Annotated in this window: 34 protein-coding genes; 18 read left to right on the top strand and 16 right to left on the bottom strand. The window is 25.3% G+C overall.

What is annotated here, in order from left to right; translation table 4 throughout:
- Positions 1 to 73: 73 nt before the first annotated feature.
- Entirely contained in the window at positions 74 to 715 is a 642-nt protein-coding gene (locus AACL03_RS03695) for a PGDYG domain-containing protein (RefSeq protein ID WP_338958683.1), read from the top strand.
- Between the two features lie 55 nt (positions 716 to 770).
- Here AACL03_RS03695 and AACL03_RS03690 read toward each other — a convergent pair whose 3' ends face one another.
- The 8 genes from AACL03_RS03690 to AACL03_RS03655 all read right to left on the bottom strand — a co-directional run bounded on the left by AACL03_RS03690 (position 771) and on the right by AACL03_RS03655 (position 7277).
- On the bottom strand, positions 771 to 1325 hold the full coding sequence (locus AACL03_RS03690; protein ID WP_339039363.1) for a hypothetical protein: 555 nt from the start codon (positions 1323 to 1325) through the stop codon (positions 771 to 773).
- 56 nt (positions 1326 to 1381) lie between these two features.
- Positions 1382 to 1567, bottom strand: a complete 186-nt coding sequence (locus tag AACL03_RS03685) for a hypothetical protein (protein WP_339039361.1) — start codon at positions 1565 to 1567, stop codon at positions 1382 to 1384.
- Positions 1568 to 1589: 22 nt separating this feature from the next.
- Complete coding sequence (locus AACL03_RS03680; RefSeq protein ID WP_252320126.1) at positions 1590 to 2237, bottom strand: nitroreductase family protein; 648 nt, start codon at positions 2235 to 2237, stop codon at positions 1590 to 1592.
- A 102-nt stretch (positions 2238 to 2339) separates the two neighbouring features.
- Positions 2340 to 3596: an elongation factor Tu gene (gene tuf / locus AACL03_RS03675; RefSeq protein WP_286641788.1), complete on the bottom strand. Its 1257-nt coding sequence runs from the start codon at positions 3594 to 3596 to the stop codon at positions 2340 to 2342.
- Positions 3597 to 3699: 103 nt separating this feature from the next.
- Positions 3700 to 5802 (bottom strand): elongation factor G, encoded by a 2103-nt coding sequence (gene fusA, locus AACL03_RS03670; RefSeq protein WP_338958672.1) that lies wholly within the window; start codon positions 5800 to 5802, stop codon positions 3700 to 3702.
- Positions 5803 to 5817: 15 nt separating this feature from the next.
- Positions 5818 to 6285 (bottom strand): 30S ribosomal protein S7, encoded by a 468-nt coding sequence (gene rpsG / locus AACL03_RS03665; protein ID WP_174481359.1) that lies wholly within the window; start codon positions 6283 to 6285, stop codon positions 5818 to 5820.
- A gap of 14 nt (positions 6286 to 6299) precedes the next feature.
- Complete coding sequence (rpsL, locus tag AACL03_RS03660) at positions 6300 to 6719, bottom strand: 30S ribosomal protein S12 (RefSeq protein WP_252320120.1); 420 nt, start codon at positions 6717 to 6719, stop codon at positions 6300 to 6302.
- Positions 6720 to 6905: 186 nt separating this feature from the next.
- Entirely contained in the window at positions 6906 to 7277 is a 372-nt protein-coding gene (locus AACL03_RS03655) for a spiralin repeat-containing protein (RefSeq protein ID WP_339039357.1), read from the bottom strand.
- A 254-nt stretch (positions 7278 to 7531) separates the two neighbouring features.
- Here AACL03_RS03655 and AACL03_RS03650 point away from each other — a divergent pair, with 254 nt between their 5' ends.
- Entirely contained in the window at positions 7532 to 7813 is a 282-nt protein-coding gene (locus AACL03_RS03650) for an HU family DNA-binding protein (protein ID WP_174481356.1), read from the top strand.
- Between the two features lie 181 nt (positions 7814 to 7994).
- On the opposite strand, the gene AACL03_RS03645 is transcribed toward AACL03_RS03650, so the two are convergent.
- Together AACL03_RS03645 and AACL03_RS03640 are read right to left on the bottom strand one after the other, a co-directional pair.
- Positions 7995 to 9608 carry an MATE family efflux transporter gene (locus AACL03_RS03645; RefSeq protein ID WP_339039354.1) on the bottom strand — a complete coding sequence of 538 codons (1614 nt, stop codon included), beginning with the start codon at positions 9606 to 9608 and terminating at the stop codon, positions 7995 to 7997.
- 219 nt (positions 9609 to 9827) lie between these two features.
- A complete protein-coding gene (locus tag AACL03_RS03640; RefSeq protein WP_339039352.1) occupies positions 9828 to 10856 on the bottom strand; it encodes a hypothetical protein in 1029 nt (342 codons plus the stop codon).
- Between the two features lie 630 nt (positions 10857 to 11486).
- On the opposite strand from AACL03_RS03640, the gene AACL03_RS03635 reads away from it, so the two are divergent.
- The 14 genes from AACL03_RS03635 (at position 11487) to AACL03_RS03570 (ending at position 15775) form a co-directional block, all read left to right on the top strand.
- Positions 11487 to 11618: a hypothetical protein gene (locus AACL03_RS03635; RefSeq protein WP_339039350.1), complete on the top strand. Its 132-nt coding sequence runs from the start codon at positions 11487 to 11489 to the stop codon at positions 11616 to 11618.
- Between the two features lie 12 nt (positions 11619 to 11630).
- Positions 11631 to 12149 (top strand): hypothetical protein, encoded by a 519-nt coding sequence (locus AACL03_RS03630; protein WP_338956794.1) that lies wholly within the window; start codon positions 11631 to 11633, stop codon positions 12147 to 12149.
- Positions 12150 to 12283: 134 nt separating this feature from the next.
- Entirely contained in the window at positions 12284 to 12487 is a 204-nt protein-coding gene (locus AACL03_RS03625; protein WP_338956796.1) for a hypothetical protein, read from the top strand.
- A gap of 8 nt (positions 12488 to 12495) precedes the next feature.
- On the top strand, positions 12496 to 12972 hold the full coding sequence (locus tag AACL03_RS03620) for a hypothetical protein (RefSeq protein WP_338979827.1): 477 nt from the start codon (positions 12496 to 12498) through the stop codon (positions 12970 to 12972).
- The gene (locus tag AACL03_RS03615) at positions 12962 to 13255 is read left to right on the top strand and encodes a hypothetical protein (RefSeq protein WP_338956800.1); all 294 of its coding nucleotides are present in this window, start codon (positions 12962 to 12964) and stop codon (positions 13253 to 13255) included. Before AACL03_RS03620 ends, AACL03_RS03615 begins: the two co-directional genes overlap by 11 nt.
- Positions 13256 to 13258: 3 nt before the next feature.
- Positions 13259 to 13420: a hypothetical protein gene (locus AACL03_RS03610; RefSeq protein ID WP_338958885.1), complete on the top strand. Its 162-nt coding sequence runs from the start codon at positions 13259 to 13261 to the stop codon at positions 13418 to 13420.
- Entirely contained in the window at positions 13420 to 13575 is a 156-nt protein-coding gene (locus AACL03_RS03605) for a hypothetical protein (RefSeq protein ID WP_338956806.1), read from the top strand. Before AACL03_RS03610 ends, AACL03_RS03605 begins: the two co-directional genes overlap by 1 nt.
- A gap of 144 nt (positions 13576 to 13719) precedes the next feature.
- Positions 13720 to 13854 (top strand): hypothetical protein, encoded by a 135-nt coding sequence (locus AACL03_RS03600; protein WP_338956809.1) that lies wholly within the window; start codon positions 13720 to 13722, stop codon positions 13852 to 13854.
- A complete protein-coding gene (locus AACL03_RS03595; RefSeq protein WP_174480108.1) occupies positions 13854 to 14090 on the top strand; it encodes a hypothetical protein in 237 nt (78 codons plus the stop codon). The genes AACL03_RS03600 and AACL03_RS03595 overlap by 1 nt, the downstream gene beginning before the upstream one ends.
- Positions 14091 to 14303: 213 nt before the next feature.
- Entirely contained in the window at positions 14304 to 14963 is a 660-nt protein-coding gene (locus AACL03_RS03590; RefSeq protein ID WP_339039346.1) for a hypothetical protein, read from the top strand.
- Between the two features lie 16 nt (positions 14964 to 14979).
- Entirely contained in the window at positions 14980 to 15138 is a 159-nt protein-coding gene (locus AACL03_RS03585; protein ID WP_174481559.1) for a hypothetical protein, read from the top strand.
- Positions 15139 to 15178: 40 nt separating this feature from the next.
- On the top strand, positions 15179 to 15367 hold the full coding sequence (locus tag AACL03_RS03580; protein WP_174481134.1) for a hypothetical protein: 189 nt from the start codon (positions 15179 to 15181) through the stop codon (positions 15365 to 15367).
- A gap of 1 nt (position 15368) precedes the next feature.
- The gene (locus AACL03_RS03575; RefSeq protein ID WP_281748210.1) at positions 15369 to 15554 is read left to right on the top strand and encodes a hypothetical protein; all 186 of its coding nucleotides are present in this window, start codon (positions 15369 to 15371) and stop codon (positions 15552 to 15554) included.
- 17 nt (positions 15555 to 15571) lie between these two features.
- A complete protein-coding gene (locus AACL03_RS03570; protein WP_339039344.1) occupies positions 15572 to 15775 on the top strand; it encodes a hypothetical protein in 204 nt (67 codons plus the stop codon).
- Between the two features lie 19 nt (positions 15776 to 15794).
- Here AACL03_RS03570 and AACL03_RS03565 read toward each other — a convergent pair whose 3' ends face one another.
- The 3 genes from AACL03_RS03565 to AACL03_RS03555 form a co-directional block, all read right to left on the bottom strand.
- Complete coding sequence (locus AACL03_RS03565; protein WP_339038665.1) at positions 15795 to 16745, bottom strand: IS30 family transposase; 951 nt, start codon at positions 16743 to 16745, stop codon at positions 15795 to 15797.
- Between the two features lie 72 nt (positions 16746 to 16817).
- Complete coding sequence (locus tag AACL03_RS03560) at positions 16818 to 17861, bottom strand: hypothetical protein (protein ID WP_339039342.1); 1044 nt, start codon at positions 17859 to 17861, stop codon at positions 16818 to 16820.
- The gene (locus AACL03_RS03555; RefSeq protein ID WP_339039340.1) at positions 17861 to 18856 is read right to left on the bottom strand and encodes an alkaline phosphatase; all 996 of its coding nucleotides are present in this window, start codon (positions 18854 to 18856) and stop codon (positions 17861 to 17863) included. The genes AACL03_RS03560 and AACL03_RS03555 overlap by 1 nt, the downstream gene beginning before the upstream one ends.
- Before the next feature lie 280 nt (positions 18857 to 19136).
- Here AACL03_RS03555 and AACL03_RS03550 point away from each other — a divergent pair, with 280 nt between their 5' ends.
- Together AACL03_RS03550 and AACL03_RS03545 are read left to right on the top strand one after the other, a co-directional pair.
- A complete protein-coding gene (locus AACL03_RS03550; protein ID WP_339038780.1) occupies positions 19137 to 19997 on the top strand; it encodes a hypothetical protein in 861 nt (286 codons plus the stop codon).
- A gap of 32 nt (positions 19998 to 20029) precedes the next feature.
- A complete protein-coding gene (locus AACL03_RS03545; protein WP_338980346.1) occupies positions 20030 to 20521 on the top strand; it encodes a hypothetical protein in 492 nt (163 codons plus the stop codon).
- Positions 20522 to 20662: 141 nt separating this feature from the next.
- Here the strand turns inward: AACL03_RS03545 and AACL03_RS03540 are convergent, their stop codons facing one another.
- From AACL03_RS03540 to AACL03_RS03530, 3 genes are all read right to left on the bottom strand, one after another.
- The gene (locus tag AACL03_RS03540; protein WP_339038837.1) at positions 20663 to 21907 is read right to left on the bottom strand and encodes an ISNCY family transposase; all 1245 of its coding nucleotides are present in this window, start codon (positions 21905 to 21907) and stop codon (positions 20663 to 20665) included.
- 89 nt (positions 21908 to 21996) lie between these two features.
- Positions 21997 to 22362: a hypothetical protein gene (locus AACL03_RS03535; RefSeq protein ID WP_338958650.1), complete on the bottom strand. Its 366-nt coding sequence runs from the start codon at positions 22360 to 22362 to the stop codon at positions 21997 to 21999.
- 19 nt (positions 22363 to 22381) lie between these two features.
- The gene (locus AACL03_RS03530) at positions 22382 to 22762 is read right to left on the bottom strand and encodes a hypothetical protein (RefSeq protein WP_174481436.1); all 381 of its coding nucleotides are present in this window, start codon (positions 22760 to 22762) and stop codon (positions 22382 to 22384) included.
- Positions 22763 to 22839 lie beyond the last annotated feature (77 nt).

The raw sequence follows: 22839 nt of genomic DNA, 5'->3' as shown, positions 1-22839 counted from the left end.
TAATAATTTAATTACAAAAATATTTTTAAAATAAAGTCTTTATTCAAAAAAACAAAAAGATGAAGGAGAAAATATGTTATTTAAAGAAAATACAGAAAATTCAAATGTTACATTTTGTATTAAAAACCCTACTGTAAAATATGAATTTCAATTACATCAAGATAATAATCCATTAGAAATTGAAACACTAGAAAAAGTAACAGTAACTTGTCATCGCGGTGATTATATTATTACAGGAGTTATTGGTGAACATTGAGTTGTTAACCAAAAAAAATTTAAAACTACTTATATTCCAGTTATTAATAATATAAGTAAGGGGGAAGCTTGAGCAAATCCCGATTCTAAAATAAAAATAGTTAATCTTAATAAAGATAATAAAAGTGGAAAATTATCATTACCTTGGGGTCCAAATGGTACTAAAAAAGAAGTACAATATACTAAAGAAGATGTTTTAATTTGAGATGAAGATGGATATTGATATCCTTGCAAAAAATCAGTGTTTGAAAATACTTATTTAATTAGTCAATCTAAAACAGAACTTGAAGAACAATTTCAAAATTTACTTAAATTAACAAATAATGATGATAATTTAGAAACTCAAGATGTAAGTTCAAATAGTGAAACAAGATTGAATGTTAATGAAATTAATAATTTAATGCCTTTATCAACAAATACAACAATATATAATTCACAAACACCAAAAAATTTGAACTAAAAAAATAAAATGTAATAAAAAATATTAATTTAAATAATTAATATTTTTTATTTTCTTAATATTTATCACAAAAAGTATAAAGTAATGATAAGATTGCAGCGCCAATTAGAACATCATTTTGATTATGATTTGCTACTTGCGTAGTAAAACTAGGTAATAAACAAATATTATTAAAAAAATATTGATCAATAATTCTTCCAATATTATTATTTGTTAATGAAAATTGTTCTTTTAATATTTTACAATAATCATTATTATTTTTAATTAGTATTGAAGTTTTTTTAGTAGCACCAACATCAAGATGTAAACCTTTTTTATATAAAGGTAAATTTAAAACTTGATCATTATTTCAAATGTCATATAAATCAAAAATTTTATGTTTTTGAAAAAAATAACTAACTTTATTTTTGAATTTACTTTCATCATTATGATAACTCAAATAGTTTTTTAGCATTAATATCTCAGTTCTAGCACCAAGTAAAATCAAAGATTTAATGTTATGTTTCAATAACTTATTAGTTAAAAATTTAAAAAACTGTTGCTGATGTTTAACAAGCTTTAAATCTTCATTTAAAATATTTGGTTGTGGAATAACAGTTTTAACGAACAAATGTAACTTTTTATTTTGTAAATTACTAACACTTAAATCTTCTTTTTTATTAATAATTAATAATGCAATTGAAAAAATATTTTCAAAATCATGAGCATACGAATTGTTCTTTTTTTATGTAATAAATTACGAAAAGTCTCAAAATCAAAAATAAGAATTGGATATTCAATCTTATCTAAAAATTTACCAATAACATTAATATTTAATTCAATATCTAAGTTATTTATTTTTAATTTTTCCATTGCAATACCTTTTCTAATACATTTATTTGATAAGCGTACTGATTTCACTAACTTCGTTTTTAATAATTTTAGTTTTTGATGGATAACCATAACCAGCAGACACTAAAATTGTAACATGATACTTATTAGGTTCAATAATCTTATTTGATTCTAAGTAAGTTAATAATTGTTGTTCATTAAAACCACCTAATACAACATTATCAATTTCATGAGCAGTTAATAATAATAAAAGATTTTGTAATAAAATAAAAGTTTGACATTGTGCCCAATGATTTATTTGTGTTTTTTTGTCATGATCAAAGAAATTATTAAATGTTGATTTATAAATTTCGTATTGTGGTTTTGTTAAATTACGTCTTTTCATAACAGTATCAACAAATCATTGATTACTAGTATTGAAATTTTCACCACTATAACTTAATAAAATAAATAAATGTGAACAAGTACTAACTTGTTGTTGATTATTTATGATTGGTTGCAATTGTGCTTTAATTTTAGAATTACTAATAACTAAAATTTTTCATGGTTCTAAACCATATGAAGATGGGGTATGACGCACATAGTTAAGAATATCGTTAATTTTACTATCACTAATAATTTTACTAGGATCATAATTACGAATTGATTTACGATTTAAAATTAGACTTTCCAGCTCTTTAACATAAGGCATTGATTTGTCATCTCTTTTCTATAAATTAATTTTACTACTAAAATATTTTTAATTAAAAATCTTTATTCTCTTTTGAGAATAAAGATTTTTGATTTAATGTGATTATTTAATAACTTCAGTAACTTGTCCAGCACCAACAGTTCTTCCACCTTCACGGATTGAGAATTGAGTACCTTTCTCAAGGGCAACTGGGTGAATTAATTCAACAGTAATAGTAACGTTATCACCTGGCATAATTAATTCCGATTTTTCACCTTTATTAATAAAGTCTCCCATACTTCCTGTAACATCAGTTGTACGGAAATAAAATTGTGGTCGATATCCTGGATTAAATGAAGTATGACGTCCACCTTCTTCTTTAGTTAGAATATAAACTTCACCTTTAAATTTAGTATGTGGAGTAACTGATCCTGGTTTAGCAATAACTTGTCCACGTTGAATATCTTCACGTTTAACTCCACGTAATAATACTCCAACGTTATCACCAGCTTGTGCTTCATCTAATAATTTTCTGAACATTTCAATACCAGTAACAACAACTTTTTTAAGACCTTTGTTAATACCAATAATATCAATTTCATCATTAACTTTTAAAGTTCCACGTTCAATTCTTCCAGTAGCTACTGTTCCACGTCCAGTAATAGTGAAAACATCTTCAACAGCTAATAATACTGGTTTATCAACTTCTCTTTTTGGTGTTGGAATTCATTCATCCATTGCTGTTAATAATTCTTTAATTTTTTCTTCTCATTCTTTTTTACCATCTAATGCTCCTCTTGCAGAACCACGAATAATTGGTGTATCATCACCTTCAAATTCATACTTAGTTAGTAATTCACGAATTTCCATTTCAACAAGTTCTAATACGTCATCGTCTACACTTTCCATATCACACTTATTTAAGAATACAACAATTTTTTTAACTCCAACTTGACGTGCCAATAGAATGTGTTCACGTGTTTGTGGCATTGGACCATCAGTTGCAGAAACAACTAACACTGAACCATCCATTTGAGCTGCACCTGTAATCATATTTTTAATGTAGTCAGCGTGACCTGGACAGTCAACGTGTGCATAGTGACGAGTTGGTGTTTCATATTCAACGTGAGCTGTATTAATAGTAATACCACGTGCTTTTTCTTCTGGAGCAGCATCAATAGAAGCATAGTCCTTAAACATACCTTTATATCCATCTGCTTCATGTTTTGAACAATAACTAGTAATTGCAGCAGTTAATGTTGTTTTTCCATGGTCAACGTGACCAATTGTTCCAACATTAACGTGCGGTTTTGTACGTTCAAATTTTTGTTTTGGGCCTGTTGATACAGGCTTTGATTTTTTTACTTCTTTTTCTGCCATTTTTGTTTCCTCCTTGGAAATAATTAATACTTATTTTTATTTAATTAAATTAAACACTAAGATAATTTTAAAGTAAAGTTATTATACTTTCAATTAAATTATTTTATTTTTTAGTAATTCTTCCTTTTTGATATTTACCAGCAACTGCTTCAGCAACTGATTTTGGTGCTTCTTCATAGTGTGAAAAAGACATTGTATATGTTCCACGTCCTTGGGTCATTGAACGTAATTCAGTAGCATAACCAAACATTTCAGATAAAGGCACTTTAGCTTTAACAACTTTACTGTTACCACGCATTTCATCTGCTTCAATAGTACCTCTTTTACCAGAAATTTTACCAACAATAGAACCATAATATTCATCTGGAATAATAACTTCAACATTCATAATTGGTTCTAATAATACTGGTTTTAATAAATCTTTATTATCTTGTAAAGATTTAGAAGCTGCAATATTAAAGGCACGTTCTGAAGAGTCAACAGGGTGGAATGAACCATCATATAATGTTGCTTTAACGTCAATAACTGGATATCCAGCAATTAAACCATTAGCTAATGATTCAATTAATCCTTCTTGTACTGGTTTAATGTATTCACGTGGCACTTTACCACCAACAATTTTATCAACAAACTCAAATCCTTTATCTGGATTTGGTTCAAATTTAATAATAACATGTCCATATTGGCCGCGACCACCTGATTGATGAATATATTTACCCTCAGCGCGCTCACAAACTGCTTTAATTGTTTCACGATAAGCAACTTGTGGATTTCCAATGTTAGTTGCTACTTTAAATTCACGTTTTAAACGATCAGTTAAGATGTCTAAATGCAGTTCTCCCATTCCTGAAATAATTGTCTGTCCTGTTTCTTTGTCTGATGAAACACGGAATGTTGGATCTTCTTCTGCAAGTTTTTGTAAACCTAAACTCATTTTTTCTTGATCAGCTTTTGTTTTTGGTTCAAGCGCTAATGAAATAACTGGTTCTGGAAATACCATTTTTTCTAAAATAACTTCATGTTTTTCATCACATAATGTATCACCAGTAGTTGTATCTTTTAAACCAACAATAGCAGCAATGTCACCAGCATAAACCTTTTTAATTTCGGCACGACTATTGGCATGCATTTGTAAAATTCGACCAACACGCTCTTTTTTTTCTTTAGTTGAGTTTAATACATAACTACCAGATTCTAATGTTCCCGAATATACTCTAAAAAAAGTTAATCTTCCAACAAAAGGGTCAGTCATGATTTTAAATGCCAACGCTGAGAAAGGTTCTTCATCACTAGAATGACGTTCTACTTCTTTTGATGAAACAGGTAATATTCCTTTAATTGCAGGTACATCTAATGGTGAAGGCAAGTAATCAATAACTGCATCTAACATTAATTTAACACCTTTATTTTTAAAGGCACTACCACATAATACTGGGAAAAACTCAGCAGCAATTGTTGCTTTACGAATTACTGTCTTAATTTCAGCAACCGTTACTTCTCTTTCAGCATATTTCATAAAGAAATCATCATCAAAGTGAGAAAGTGCTTCTAATAATTCCTCACGTCTACTTGCAATAACATCTTTAAGTTCTTCAGGAATTGCAATTTCTTTATAATCCTCATTTGGTTTACCATCAAAATGGTATGCTTTCATCTCAATTATATCAATAATTCCATCAAAAGCATCTTCTGCACCAATTGGTCATTGAATTGCATGAGCATTAGCACCAAGACGATCTTTTAATGTTTGAATTGAATGAGCAAAGTCAGCCCCAATTTTATCCATTTTATTTGCAAAAACAATTCTTGGTACATTATACCTAGTTGCTTGATTTCAAACAGTTTCAGTTTGTGGTTCAACTCCAGTTTGCGCGTCTAATACAGCAACTGCTCCGTCTAAAACTCTTAATGAGCGTTCAACTTCAACAGTAAAATCAACGTGACCCGGAGTATCAATAATATTTATTCGATTATTTCTTCAAACAGCAGTTGTTGCAGCTGAAGTAATAGTAATACCACGTTCTTGTTCTTGTTCCATTCAGTCCATAGTTGCGGCACCTTCATGTACCTCACCAATTTTATGAATTTTACCAGTATGGTATAAAACTCTTTCTGTTGTTGTAGTTTTACCAGCATCAATATGAGCCATAATTCCAATATTTCTAGTATTTGCTAGTGAATATTCTCGACCTGATTTTTCTGCCATTTTCTCTCTCCTTTATTATCATTTATAGTGAGCAAAGGCTTTATTAGCTTCAGCCATACGATGAATTTCATCACGTTTTTTAATTGATGAACCATTACCAGTAGCAGCATCCATAATCTCAGCTGCAAGTTTATCTTGCATACTATTACCATATCTTGCTTGTGAATAAGAAACTAATCAACGAATTGCTAAAGTTATCTTACGAGTAGCACTAACTTCAATAGGAACTTGATAGTTTGCGCCACCAATTCTTCGAGTTTTAATTTCTAATTGTGGTGTAATATTAGCAATTGCCTTTTCAAATACTTCTAATGGTACTTGTTGGGTTTTTTCTCCAACAATTTTAAAAGAATTATAAACAATTTTTTGAGCTACACTTTTTTTACCATCAATCATAATGGCGTTAATTAATTGAGTAACAATTTTTGAATCATAAATTGGATCAGCAACTAATTCTCTTTTAATAGCTTGATTTTTACGCATTTAGTTTTACCTCCTTATTTCTTATCTTTTGGTTTTTTAGTTCCGTATTTAGAACGACCTTGATTACGATTTACTACTCCGGCAGTATCAGAATACCCACGAATAACATGGTATCTAACTCCAGGTAAGTCTTTAACTCTCCCACCACGGATTCCAACAATAGCATGTTCTTGCAAATTATGACCTTCTCCAGAAATATAAGCAGTAACTTCCATACCGTTAGTTAAACGAGCACGAACAATTTTTCTTAAAGCTGAGTTAGGTTTTTTTGGTGTTCTTGTAGTAACTACAAGCGCTACACCTTTTTTTTGCGGACTGCTAATTGAAGAAGTTGTTTTTGTTAATGAATTATATGAAACATTTAACGCTGGTGATTTAGATTTGTATTTTTTATCTGTACGTCCTTTACGTAATAGTTGGTTCATTGTTGGCATTAATCGTTAGCCTCCTTTATGATTTTAAAGAATTAATTATATACACAATTCCTAGTGTATCAAAATTTAGTCCAATAAGTATAATACCAGTTTTTAATAGTAATAGTCAAATAAATTTTGAAAAATAATTAGAAAAAAATGACACAATTTAAATTATGTCATTTTAAATTAATATATATTAATTATTTATTCAATAGTATCTGTAAATGTAAATGTTCCTGAAATTTTATCACCTTGTGCTGTAACTGTAAATTTAACTTCACCAGCAACTTGTTTATCTTCTTTTTTCTTATCATTAGTTAAAGTAAAATCAGTACCTACACTAACATCTAATTTAGTTGTTTTTTTAATCGCTGCTGCAACTGCATCAGTAATTTCTTTATTAGTATTTAAATCACCAAAAGTTTTTTCACTATCTACTGCTGTTTTAAGATCATCAACTTTAACATCTTTAATATCTTGCTTATCAGTTTGATCACCACAAGCTACAACTGAAGTAGTAGCTACTGTTGTTAGGGCTAATGCACCCATAAGTCTTAATAAATTTTTCATTTGCATATCTTAGTACCTCCGAAATAGTTATTTACTTATTTTTTGAATTTTAACATACAAGAAAATTAATGTAAAGATTTTTTGCTTTGCACATGTTAATTAACATATAAATTTATATATTCAAATCTTATTTTTTTACTAGTCTTTGATTTTCATTAAATAAGGTTTTTTTAAAAAATGTTATATAATAATAAGTATCATTTAAGGCATGTTTTTATAGCATACTTATGGTAATTGGTGAAGAAAGGGTTGAAAATTTTATGCAAAAAAGTCAGATAGCACGAGCTGTACAAAAAAAATTAGAATTATCAGAAAAAGAATACAAAGAAGTGTTAGAATTTATCTTAGATAAAATTGCTACTGCTTTAATTAAAGGAGAAAAAGTAACACTACGTAACTTTGGAACTTTTACTATTAAATACCGCAAAGCTCGACCGGGAGTAAATCCACAAAATTCAGAACCGATGGCTATTCCTAGAAAGCGAGTAGTTAAATTTAATTCTTGTAAAGCATTAAAAAAGAGAGTTAATGAAGGTAAATAAATATTTTATTTTAGGAATGACTTCAATCAAATATAGATTGTATATTCATTCCTTTTAATTTGTAAAATTAGCAACCTTTTTTAATCTTAAATAATTAAAAAAATACTCTGTTTTAAATGAGTATTTTTTATTTTCTTCATATATTAATATTAAGATATATTTTTATAAATTACTTAATCTATTATATTTTTATTAAGTACTTTTTTTCTGATAAATTAGATATTTGCATTTTTTTATCTTTAGTTGTATGAATAAATGGTTTAGATTTTAAAAATGTATAAATTAATAATGGTAATAATATAAAAGCAGCAAATAAATCAATAAAGCCAAGAAATAAATAAAAATAAAAACCATTATGAGAAACATGTGCAATATAATATCCTAAACTTAAACAAACAATTGGCATTATAATTGTTCGTTGTAAACTAGCAAATAATGACAATTTACCACGATTAATTGATTGATAGAAAATAACAGCAACATAATGTAGTGTAGCTAATGGATAAAAAGCAAACTGCATAATGATATAAACTTTAAAGAATCTTGCCATTTCTAAATCTACGCCAAAGAAATGCATCATATATTGTCCTACTATTACTACTAATAATACTGAACCAATTAGCAACAATAAAAGTAATAAAGTTAAACGTCACATCAATTGTCAAACACGACTAAAGTCCTTTGAACCATAAACATAACCAATTAATGCTCTTGCTCCCTGCGTAATTCCAATAATAGGTGCATTAATTAAAATTAACCAAGGCATAATACCACCATATAATTGAACAAAAACCGGAATACCAGTACTTCCTCCACCATGATAGTCTGGAGGTGGCAATGTATTTAAAATTTTAGTAGTAACCATTGCCAAAATACTTTGGGCAATATTTTGTAATAAAGAAGTTGCACCAATTAATAAAATGCCCGTTACTATTACTCATTTAAGTTTTAAGTGTGCTACTTTAAATCTTAAATTATCGGCACTATATCAAATAATACCTATTGAAAATAAATTAATGCTTGCTCAAGCAATAATAGTTGCATATGCAGTACCTTCCATTCCTAATTTACCAGGAATAACAAAAATAAAATCTAAAGATATATTTACTAAACAAGCTGCAACATTAATTAAAATTGTTCATAACATCATTCCTTCACTACGTAACAATGAAACTAAAAAATAAGCAAAAAAAAGTAATGGTGTAGCAAGAATTAAAATTTGTGAAAATCTAACTGCTTCTTTAATTATTATTTCCCTAATTACTGGATTACTTCCAGCATCACTTCCAGCTTGAAATTCAATAATACTCTGACAACTAAAATACATAATGATCATAAGAACAATAGAAACTAAAAAAGATAATAGAAACCCATTTCCTAAATATTCTGACATTTGTTCTCGTTTATTTTGACCATATGCAATTGAAAACTTAATACCTGTTCCAGTAGCAACCATTAAAGCAAAGGAAACCATCATTGAAGAAGGAACAGCAGCATAAGTAGTAGCAATATTAATAATTTTTAATGCTTGTTCAGCAGTTATCATTATTCCTGAATTTTGATAATTATTATAACGATCAATAATACTTTGTCCACCTCATTGTGTAGCAATTCATTTATCAAAAATTTGATAAGTAGAAAAAATAATTACAGCAATTAAAGGTGGTGTGACCATAATAAAGATTGCTTTTCATGGATTTGCCGTGCTAAAAATAGCTTGTCTTTTCAACTTGTTTATTGAATTTCTTTCTGTTCTTTTATTGAAAGTAACTTTAGCAAGATTTTCTTTTTCCATAATATTATCCTTTCTAACAAAATTAATCTAATTAATATTATATTTTATAAAAGCTCATAACTAAAATATCTATTGCTGTCACAAATAAAAAACATGTTTAGTATTTTAAAAAATGTTAGAAGAAAAAAATTAAAATATAAATTTTTATAAAAAATATAATTACATTATAACCTAATAATAAATAAATATTTAAAAATAATCTCTTTAATTTATTTTTATTTAAAAACTATCATTACTTTCAATTGAAAAAACAATTGGTATTTTATTAGTTTTTCACTTAGTTCCTGTATGAAAATCAGGAGTAATAATAACATAAACCATACCAACTTGTTGATAATAGTTATTAATTACATGTTTAGCAAATTTATCACTAAAATATTGAATTGTGAAATTACCAGTTAAAGGATCACTCTTTAATTGATTAGAAGTATTAATAACATTCTTATTAATTTGTTGATATGTTAAATTAGGATTAACAATAATTGGATCCATTCCTGATAAATCCTTAATTGTATTTAAATCAGAACGCTTATCTGTTAAAGTTACTTTCAAAATGGCTGTTGTTCCTGTTCAATAAGGATCATTAACATCTGCTGTAATTTTAACTCAAATATCACCAGCAACCTGTTCTTCATCATCTGCTGCCACTTTTCCTTCTTCATCACTAAAATAATTAACAGTAAAACCAGCCGCTAACTTATTATTTTCAAATTGCTTAGCACTATTAAAAACAGTTGAATCAATTTCTTGATATTTTTTAGTAGTATCAACTTTAATATTAGATAAATCAGTAAGATTAGTAATCTTATCTAAATTGGCCTTTTGAATTGTTATTCTCAAATATTTAGTTTGACCTTTTCAATAAGGATCATGGTGATCGGCAGTAATTATAACATAAACATCCCCTGGTTCTTGTCCATCGTTATTAATAGTATCTTTATCACCATCATTTTTATAATAATTAACTTGATAACCAGCAGCTAGTTGATGTTGTTTAAATACATCTGCTGTATTATAAATATCTTTATTAATTTCACCATAAGTTGCTCCTAGTGTAAGCGTAAGTTTGATATTGCTTTCTTTAGTTGTTCTAAATAATGATTTTGATATTATTTGTAAATTTTTATGATGATAATTAATCTTATTATCTAATTCACTAGTAACTGATAAATTAGTTGTTGTGATAATTGGTGTAATAACAGTTGTTAAACGGGCGGTTGTCAAAGTTACGAAATAATTTATTATCATATTAGTAACTTATTTCCAAAAATGAATTATTTGAAAAATAATGAAAATTAGACAAAATTACTCTCTTTTCTTAAAACATTAAATTTATATTTTATATTCGACGTATTTAAAAAAAATAAAATATACATTTTGTAAGTTAAATTAAAATTATCAACAAGGAAAAAGACAAGAAATAATCTTGTCTTTTTTTGTAATTGTAAAATTTTAAAATTTTTAATAACAATCTTTAGCACTATTATCAACACGTGTTAGGGAACTAAAAAAGTGAACTACAACACAGTTGTTAAAAATAGTAGCTAGCATGTGGACTTGCATGGATAAATAAAAAGTGGAGTGATACCTAATAAAATATACTAACCATTTAATGGTAATTCTTGGGGTGGGAGCGAATTGGAAACTAGTATATATAGACCTGTTGTAGGGACCCATTGTATTAATTCTATTCTTTATTTAACCAACCTTGCCACTCCCCAGTGAGCAAGTGTTGGTTTTATTTTTTATTTTTTTTGAAAAATTTTTTTGGGCGAGAAAATAAATTTCAAACTTGTAAAAAAAATTGAGCGGTGCCGGTTCAATTAAAATATTAATTTGTTTAACACAAATTAAATAAATATTGAATCGAATGCCTCAATGTTTTTTAAAATTTCACAATTTATTTTTGAGCCCAGTTTTCATGGAATGAATAAAACGAATAGTAGTAGTATTAATAATCTAAACATCAAAATATATGTTCTTTATGCTAGAAGCAACAGAATATATTAGGAAAGGATTATTATGCAAATAGAATTTAAAAAAGAACAAATTGTTAAAGATAAACCACAATCTATTCTTATTGATTATGTTGAATATAAATTATCACTTCCAAAATGAATGATTAAAAATAATTCTTTTATTGTTGATAACAGTTACACATATTGAGTTTTTAATTTAGAAAATATTAAAAGAGAATTAAGTGGTAATGAATTAATAAAATTATTAGAACCATATATTAAAGACCAAAAAATAACTGTTAATAAACCAATTACTCCAAAAGAATATTATCTTAATGATATAAAACTTGAACCATTAACATTTTATGAACAGCATAATAGTTGATTTATGGGTGAAATAACTGATAACAAAACTAAAATTACTAATCCTTGTTTTAAATATAACATTACGTGAGAAGAAAACAGAAAAGGTTTTAAAATAAATAATCCATATAAGCATAATGATTTAGCAATTAATTATATAGTTACTTCTTATAAGGAAATTTCAAATCATAATGAAAAAGTATTTTTGTTGAACATGTAAACAAAATAAATTAGATTATTTATTCTTTAATACTAATGATATAAAAACAAGAAAATATTTTTTAAGAGATAAAAATAGTAAAGCAATTTGTTATGACTGTATTTTAAATATTAAGTTAATTAGGAGGTATAAATATGGATAAAGAATATTTAACTAAAAGAGAAACGATTTGCATACCAGACAGTGATGATATTGAATTTAAAATAGGGCTAATTAAACTGATTGATGATTTAAAAAAAGATAATTTAGTTTGTGGTCATAAAGAATTTATTGAAGAATGTAAATATTGTTGATGTAATTGTGATTTAGAAATTATTAAAACGGTTATTAGAGGTTAACTTAATTAATGCAATATGACTTAATTATTGGAATTGACCCTGCTGGAATTGGTAATAATGGAATGGTTATATATTCAAGTGAAACTAATAATATTGTTTTTAATGAAACATTTAATACATTAACTGTTTTATGAACTAAAAATATGTATAAAGAAAAATTGCAATTAATTAAAGAAAAATTTATTGATAAAAAAATATTAGTTATTGTAGAAAATTTCTTTTTAAGTTCAAAACAATTATTAACTAATCCATTATCAACACCTAAAATTATTGGTGCATTAATGGTATTAGTTCAAGATGTTTTTAACTGAGATTATTTCGAAAATCACCCAAAAAATAAAAATAAAATAACAGATTATAAAGGAAATATAAAATTAACAAAACATGAACAAGATGCTTATAAGCATATTCAATATTATTTAAAAAATCATAAGAAAATATTGATTTTTGATAATTATTTAAGGAATTCTAAAAATGAAAGATAAAGAAAATTATGTCAAATTAAAAGTAAAACTGAGTAACACTATTGAAGCAAAATATTACGAAAAAGGTAATAAGGAATTATATTATAGTGTTCGTGGTCAATGAAATGGATTAAATTATGTTACTTTAATTTTTAATAACCCAAAACTTTATAGACGCTGTATTTTATTAAACAAAAATGATGAAATTTTAGTAACTGGTCAAATCTTTAACACTTTAAACATTCCTAAAAATCGTGCATTTTGTTCAATCAATGTTAAATGATTTAAAAAATGAAAAGAGTAAAAAATGATATTATGAAAAATTTTATTGATAATACCAATATTAATAACATCTATAACACTAATAATAATTTTAATATTTATTATTAAAGAATTAAAAAATGAATATAAAGTATTAAAAATATTAAGTGAAATTGCTAATCAAATTAAAAATAAGGAGAAAAAATAATGATTAAACAAAAATTAATTGATTATATTGAAGAGGAATGAAATATTAATGTACATCATTGTGATTGTTGTGATTATTCTTATGAAAATGATAAACCAGAAAGAATTATGAAATTACTTGAATTAATAAGAAATGGAGAATTTGATAATGAGTAATAATAAAAATGAATTAAAAATTCCTAATTTTATTAAAAGTAATAAAGAATAATAAATGTGGTTATGGTAGATTTTATGCACATAAATGTAATAACTTTTGTAAACAAAAACAAAATAAAAGAGTTAGAAAAGAAAAGTTAAATTATGAATAAAGAAAAATTAATTATTTCTATGAAAGAAAGAATAGATTTATTAAATAATTCATTAATAGAATATTCATCCAAACTTTATGAGTTAGAAAACTGAATTATAAGACTTGAAAGAGGTGAATTTGACTAATGATAATATTACCTACTTTGTTTGAAAATAAAGATGAAATTGAAATATTATCACCATTTCCAAAAGCAATTCATACAAGTAATGATATTAGAGCAATTATTTTAAGACAATACCCAAATGTTAAATCCAAACACATAATTGTTTCTGACCCAGAAAGTAATGTTGCATTAATAGTTGGTGATAATGATGTTTATCAAGGTTGAATTAAAGTAACAATTAAAAAATTAGAAAATTAAAGGAGATTAAATATGACTAAACGCGAATTTTTAATTATAAATGAAATGTAGATGAAAAATTATTTTTTATTGATAATGTTGAATTTTTACATTCAGATACACATATAATTTTTAATTGAAATGATGATTATTGAAGCATTGATTATCATTCAAAAGAGATGAAAAAATTTATAGAACTATTAAATGATTTAAAACAAATTAAAGGAGAATAAAATGCCAAGTATAGAAAATCAATCAAATTATACTTTAACTAAATTAATTAATAGTTCTAAAAAAATTATTTTAGGTTTAGGAACAATTGGATTAGCAAATTATAGTAAATGAACTGAAAACAATATTAATCCTATTATTCCAACAACACCAATTCCAATAACTACTACAACTACAACAGAAGGTCCACCATGATTACTATTAAACAAGCAAGAAAATCAGTCATTAATGGATTGAGATACATATATTAGTTTAAATGCTTATGGTATATCAAATCTTATTAGTGGATTAACTGAGTTAATACCTAATAAATTTGAAACAATAAGAAAAATTTGTAATATGGCTACTGGTGGTTGTTTAATTTCAAGTGGTGTTGCTATGGGTATAAATAATGATTTTATGAATGCTTATGCAGTACCTACCATAGTTGCTGGTGCAAGTGAAATAATCCATAATTTATTACCTATTGAAACTATACATCATAATCAAGAAATGCAAGAAACACCATTTACAAATGAAGCTACAAGATTAATTAATGATAATAGATTTACTATTAATAGTGAAACTGCAAGTCAATATTATGGTAGTGATAATATGAGCGAAGTACCATTAAATCATGATAATGCTTCATTAAATTGAGATTATAATCACATGAGTTTATAAAGGAGGTGAATAATTTATGAATAAAGAAAAATTAATTGAATATTATAATAATGAAATTCAGACATATAAAGAGAGAATGGAACAGTTAAATAAAGAAATGGCCTTATTAGTAAGCATTATAAGTAATTCAAAATCGATGATTGAAAGAATTAATGGTGGTCAATTTGATGAATAATTAAAAATTAAAAATAAATAGTTGAAAGGAAAATATTCAAATGAAAGAATTTTTACATGAATTAATAATTATTGGAACAAGTGTTGGAACATTAATTTGTAGAGAAATTATTGTTTTATTAAAAAGATTTATCACAACTCCAAAACATGTTAGAGCAAATAACAAAATTATTAAACATCAAAAAAAATTAGCAAAGTTAAATGAAAAGATTAATAAAGGAGAAAAATAATATGACAAAAATTGAATTTAATGAAAAATATAGAAAACAAGATATCAGTATTGATAGAGATTTTGATTTACATATTGATAATTGTTTTAAATTTTCTGATATTGATACATTAGAAAATGCAGTTAATGATTATAAAAAATTAATAAGCGAAATGCCACAATTAGTTAAAGATTGATTATTAGGATAAGATTAGGAGAATGTTAAATGTTAGAAAATGAAAATAATGTTCAACAAACAACTGAACCTTTAACTGAAAATAATGCTTCTTCACAAGAAATAGAAAATAAAGTTAATGAAGCAGAAAATAAATTAAATAAACTTAATCAAGAAATTAAAGAAAAAGAAATAATTAATATATTTAAAAAATATCAAGTTAAAAATGAATTTTATGATTATTTAAAATGCTAAATTGTAAAGGTAAGTGCAACTAAATTATTTTTCTATCCAAATATTCGATTGGTGAAAGATAATTTAGTATTTTTCTCGGTTTTTGATTTAAAGACAATATAAATTTATGAACTTCATTTTTATTAGTTTTTGAAAAAATAAATTTTTTAGGAAATTTTTCTCTAATTAAACCATTAGTATTTTCATTAGTACCTCTTTGTCAAGGTGAATATGGATTGGCAAAATAAATTTTTACATCTAAATTTTTTTCAAGTTGTTGTCAATTTGAAAATTCTTTGCCACGATCAAAAGTAATAGTTTTAACAATGTTTTTAGGAAGAATTGATAAATAATAACTGACATTTTTATTAATAACTTTAGTAGTTCTGTTTTTAACTAATATTGCTAAAGTAAATCGTGATACTCTTTCAACTAAAGTTATTAAACATGATTTGCTTTTACCTCGTGATGATACTATAGTATCTCCTTCTCAATGACCAAGTGTTATACGATCATTAACATTTATATCTCGTTCTTTAATTGATTTACCATTAAACTTGCCACGATTTTCTTTAGATTTTCGTTTTTTACCTTTTCTTCTTAAATTTTTACTAGTAACTTTATCAAGCATTCCAAAATAAATTCAAGTATAAATTGTTTTAAAACTAATAACTCATTCTTTATGAAAATTTTTAATTCTGCCATAAATTTGTTCAGGTGATCAACCTAATAGTAATTTTTGTTGTACATATTTTACTAAATTCTTATTTTTAAACTTATGAAAACTAATATGTGATTGTTTTCGATTTTCAGCTTTATTTTGTGCAATTAATGAAAAATAATGATTATTATCTTTATTTCTATTAATTTCTCGAATAATAGTACTAATACTTCGATTAAGATTTTTAGCTATTTCACTAATTTTAAATTTAAATTTCAATTGATTCTCAATATAAATTCTTTCATCTATGCCAAGATGTTTATAACTCATATAAAAACTCCTTACTTTTTTCTAAACTAAATTTAGCATTATGAAATTTTTATATGAGAATTTTTTGCAATTTTATTTACTTGCACTTACAAGTATAACTCAGCTAACAAAAAAATTATTATTTACAAATTCTACTGCTCTTCTGGCAACATTTAATCCAAATATTAAACGCAATAATAAACCCGTCATAAATTCAACACTAATTATTTTATTAAAAGCAATATGGAAAAATAAAATAAAAGTAGTACCATGAAATAAAAAGGCTAAAGTTTTATTATAATTAATATTTAACATAATAAAAGGAATAAATAAAAATAAAGCTTGCAAAATTTCCATAATATCTCAATAAATTAAAGGAAAATAAAATATCATTCGACAACTAATAATAACAATAAATAAAGAAAAACTAAGTAATGAATAAACCACATTATCTTTTATCTTTTCTCAATTTACTCATCACTGAAAATTAAGACCAACTAAAAAAGCTAATAACCCAGGTATCAGTTGTAAAAATCCACCCTCACGAAATGATACATAAAATAAATCTCAATTAAAGTTATCATATCAATATAACTTACTAGTAAGTTGCAAGTTAATACTAACTATTAAAACTATTATTAATAAAATACTAGTAATAACTAAAGTTATTATTTTAACAATATTTCAACTTTTATTACTTAAGGAAAAATGGTTAGTAACAACTTTTACTAATGCACTACCACCAATAATAATTCATATCATTCATTTACCATAATCAAAAAATAATAATTTAAATCATAATCCTATCATATAACCTGTTGTTACATATCCTTCTTTAAAAGCAAAAAAATCTAAATACATAAAACTTGTAACTAAAGATAAAATCATAATAGCTAGTATTAATTTACTATACTCTTTTCAACTAAAATTATTATTGGCACTTAAAAAACCAAATGATATCAATATAACAAATAACATTGGTGAACAAAAATAAGCATTAAAAGCATGTAAACTACCACCAATATTTAAAGTAACATTTTGTACATTATTTCAAACAATAAAAATAGTAGCAAGCACAATAAGTAATCTAATGCCATTATTTCGAAAATTAATTTGTTTAAAATTGATAATATCCATTACTTAAACTCCTCACTATGATCATACATATTTGTCATATCAAAAAAAGGTGTTAAAATTGGCTGACCATCTCAAATTATTGATGGTGAATTAATATCTAATAATCAAACAATAGTAGCTGGAATATCATAAATTTTAATTTTATCTGGAATAATTCCGTGTTTTGGAATACAATTTCCTGCAAAAAGCAAAGGAATTTTTTGTTCAGCATCAGAAGAATGACCATGATATTGTGAAACACCTCCATGATCAGAACTAATAATTAATAAGGTATCTTCTCACATTTCTAAATCTTTTAAATTTTCAATAATACCTCCAATATATTTATCAGTCTGACTAATTGCTTGATAATATTCTTCACTATTTCATTCACGTGAATGACCTGCTAAATCAGGATTAACATAATAAAAAAATGAAAATAAAGGTTTATTACTTAATACGTTTTTGGTATTTTCAAAAGTTTGTTTATCATTTTCTGTTGCACAATAATTACCATTACTACTAATTAAAGTTTTTATATTTTCTTGGCCTTTGGGTTGAAAATTAGCAATCATTTCACCTTCACTAGCATAACCAAATAATTTTTTTGAAGGACCATACTTATCAATAATAGAACTAAAAATACTTACTTGATCAGCTTTTACTTCAGCATGAACAGTATGATGAACATTCCACAAATCTTGATCAACAACACCATGCTTAATAGGATCTGTAGCAAACATAACACTTGCTCAATTTGCAGCAGAAGAAGTTGGTAAAACATCACGTGTTTCCAGTGTATACGCACCATGATGCATTAAATAGTTCATATTTGGACTATAACCACTTTTTAATGCATAACTGGCCATACCATCAACACCCACCATAACTACATGTTTAGGTTTTTTTGCTTTGGGAACCAATTGATTAGTTGGTTCATTTGTTAAATAATCGTTACTATGTGGTACATAATTTAAAATTGGATCATGATAACTATCGTAACTAATAGTTATCATAATCCAAACTACTACTCACACAATATTTATTAGTAAAAAAACAATTATTTTTTTAGAATTAAACATCATAATACACCCTTTTTAATGAAATAATGATTATTAAATTTTACTATAAATAAATTTATGAAGTAACTATATATTAAATTCTGTCAATATCGAGTGAAAATTTCCCAAAAATATTTATCAAAAAAAATAAAAAAGAAGTAAAATTTAACAAATAAAAGTTGCTTTGTTTTGAAAGTAAATATTTTTATATTTACTTTCAAAGGAGAACAAAATTATGAAATATTTTAGTCCAAGTTATTGATTTAAATTGTGAGTATTAACTGCTCCACTTTTAAATAATAAAATACAAGGTATTAATGGTAAGTCAATTGATAATTCAAATATTAAAAATTGAGTTAGAAAAAATACGACTAGTTTAGATTTAGTAAATCAACAATTAAATTTTGCAAGTAATAATCAAACAGATTTTATTATTAACAACCCAACAACAAATAGCAAAATAAATATGAATAAACATCGTCATGAAAAACACAGAAATCGATTAAAAAGAACATTAAATGGTAAAAACGAAATAAGGGGTAGTTGAGGTAAAGTAACTTGTTCATTTACACCAAAAACTTTTGAAGGAATAATAGCTGATTATCATTATTGAAAAGATAATCCTGCATGAGAACTTGGCGAAAAATTTAAAGAGGATATGATGCAACGATATAATTCTAATGATATTTCAATTACTGCAATTTTTCCATGAACATGAAAAGAAATACAACAAGTAGGTAAAACAATTTGAGATAATTTTTCAAAAATTGAAAAAGTATATACAGATAGTTCTAGAAAAGAACGTATAGAAATTGTACTTTATGAAAAACCATTTAATTGATTTGATTTTGAATCAGTAAGAATAATAACAGAAGATGAGAAATATTATCCAAATAATCGTCTTGATAATTTAGAAAATGATTTTCCAGATTGAAATAAAGATATAAAAATTAATTTAGGAAAAATTAATCATAACGTTGATAACGAAATTAAAAGTGCCATAAAGAAAAAATATCATAATTTTAAATTATCAGAAGTTTATTTATTGGATAAATCTAATTACTCACACTTTATTGGCTATTTTGAAAAAAAATAATTGTTGGTACTTTTAGTCCCTATTCTTATGGTTTGACAAAACCAACTTTTACCTATGTAACACAAGATAAATTTAATGAAATTTCAAATATTATAGCAAATGATTCAAAAGTTAAACAATGATTTGCACATATAAATGAATGAAATTCTACTTTACCACAAGCAATCAATAATTCTAAAACATTTAATCCTCAAGCATTATATAATTGAAAAAGACAAGAAAAAGAAATAATAAAAGGTTATATAAGAGATTGAAGTTATATTTCAACTTTAATTGAACATGAATTAAAGTTAGATGAATTAAACAAAAATATTCAAGGAATCAAAGCAGATTTTGAAACTTTAAAAAAACAAGTTAATGAACTTGACAACAGACTTCTAAATCTAGAAAATAAATCAAATTTAAATTGTGAAAACACATTAACTATTGTTAATGGTGCTTTAAATACTATTCCCATAATTGGTAATGTTGTTGGTGGTATTACAACAATGGCTTCTGGTGCTTGTGCTATTGGTGGTGTATAATTTTATTTTTTTATATCTTTAAAATCAATTTTAAGGCATCAAATTTGCTGCTCGACAAACGATTTAAAATTTTATATAGTTAAGTATTCACAAAAATAATCTTTTATAAAAAGAATTTTATCTAATTTTAATTTGGTATTATTAGTATCCATATCTTCAAGGATGGTTTTTATTTGGTATATAAACCTTTTTAGTTTTTATCAACTCTTCTTTGATAATTGGTTTTGGTGCTATTTCTTTTAATTCATATATTTGATGATTATAACTAAGATATAACTCATTAATAAACGATTTAAGTACAATTACATCAGTTCTAGGTTGTATGTATTGAACTTTGCTATTTTTATAAGGAAAATACTTTTTACCATAATATGTTATAGTTGAACCACTATCCGTTTTTCTTTTAGAAAATCTTGAAAGATAAATATTTATTTCTTCTTGGTTTGGAGCTTTAATCATAGCAGATTTATTATTATCAATAGGTAAGGCAAATTGCTTATTAAAAATACTTATATATATTTTAAGAAATTGATTAGCTTCTTCTAAATTTTTAATTTTATTAAGTCTAAGTTCACTAATTAAGCGACTTTGAAGTGTTCCAAATAAGCGTTCGATTCTACCCTTAGCTTGTGGAATGGAAGTTCTAATAATTTCAACACCTAAATCATTACAAGACTTTTGGAATTGAGTATAAGTATCATTTTCCGTGTTTATTTTGCCAGCATCGATTTGTTTTTTATATCCAAAAACTGTTCTATTATCAGTATAAAATGTTTTTGGTATGCCATATTTAGTTAAAATTTGATAAAAAACATTATAATAACCATCTAATGTTTCTTGATGATCAAATCATAGTCCGACAATATTGCCTGTAGCATCATCAATTGCAGCATGTAAAAAAGCTTTTGGTTTATCCTTACCAAATCAATGATGATTACTTGCATCCATTTGAATTAATTCACCAAAATTTGTTCTTCGGTTTCTTGTAGGATGCAAGTTATTTTTCTTATTTTTATGTCTTTTTGGTGAAGTAATTTTTTCTTTAATTAATATAGTATAAAGTGTACTATATGAAATTTTAATTTTTTCTTCATTGTTTAATTTCTCATGGAAATGTTGAAAATTAAAATTATAATATTTGGTTTTATATAAATTTATAATCTTAATTTTGATTTCAAAATTTGTTGTTTTATTAGAAATTTTATTTCGGGATTTATGAATAAAACCAACTTTACCTTCTCTATTGAAAATTTGAATTAATTGGTTAATTCTTCTAATAGTTAGGTTAAGTTTATTCTTAGCTTGATGTTTAGATAATTTATTAATAATAATGTCATTTATAATATTAAACTTATATTTTTCTTTCATAGTCATGCTTCTTTCCATATTTATCACCAAGTATATTTAACTTTACTTTTGGGAAATTTTTGCTCGATAACTAATAGGAAATTATCACTAAATAATGACACTATATATTAAATTCTTGACTTTCATCATCCTCTAACTAATAAACTAACTCCAAGAACAAAACATATTGGTACAATAATAATTAAAAAAATAATTGCAAAATAAACTTGTTCAAAAGGATGAGAAACATAAGTATTTTTAGCCGCTTCTATATCTAGTTGATCTCAATTATAAAACAAATTAATAATACCATAGTGTTTTAAACTTCAAAAACCGTTACCAAGAAAATTATTATAATGATCATTAAAAATAGCTGTTCCAAATAATATTAAACTAATTATTAGAAAAAACAAAGTTAAAATGCATAAGAATAATCCTAGTTTTTGCTTTCAATCCCAAGATGTAACTTTTTTATATTCTACATTTTTATCCATATTTAACACTTACTAAACACTAAGAATATAATCAACGTTTAAAATAACCAAATATTAAAGATAAAACACTAACACCAAGAAAGATAGCAGTTAAAATTACTGTAAATACAATTCCGACAACTACTTGCGCAAGAGGATAAGTTAAAAGCTTATCACTAGTAGCATCTGTTCACATTTGATCATAGCCAGCTTTGCTTAAAAAACTATCAAGTCCTCATATAGAAATAGCATGAAAGCCATTTCCAGCATATTGTGAACTTCCTCCACTTGGGGCTTTAAAATTGGCTGTTGCAATTAAAATTAGTCCTAATGCTAAACAAAGCAAACTAATTACCAGTGAGGCAAAGCCAATTTTTATTCCTCAATTTTGTTTCTTAAAAAGATTTATAAGATTTTTCATTAAGGTTTCTCCTTTACTACCTAATTATTTTATTGTTTTACCAAAATAATGTATTAATTGGTATTATCACAATAAAT

It is taken from the genome of Spiroplasma endosymbiont of Andrena trimmerana (assembly GCF_964019575.1).
Classification (GTDB): Bacteria; Bacillota_I; Bacilli_A; order Mycoplasmatales; family VBWQ01; genus Spiroplasma_E.
Note: the sequence above shows the minus strand (reverse complement) of the source record. Positions and strands in the feature narration are given on the sequence as shown.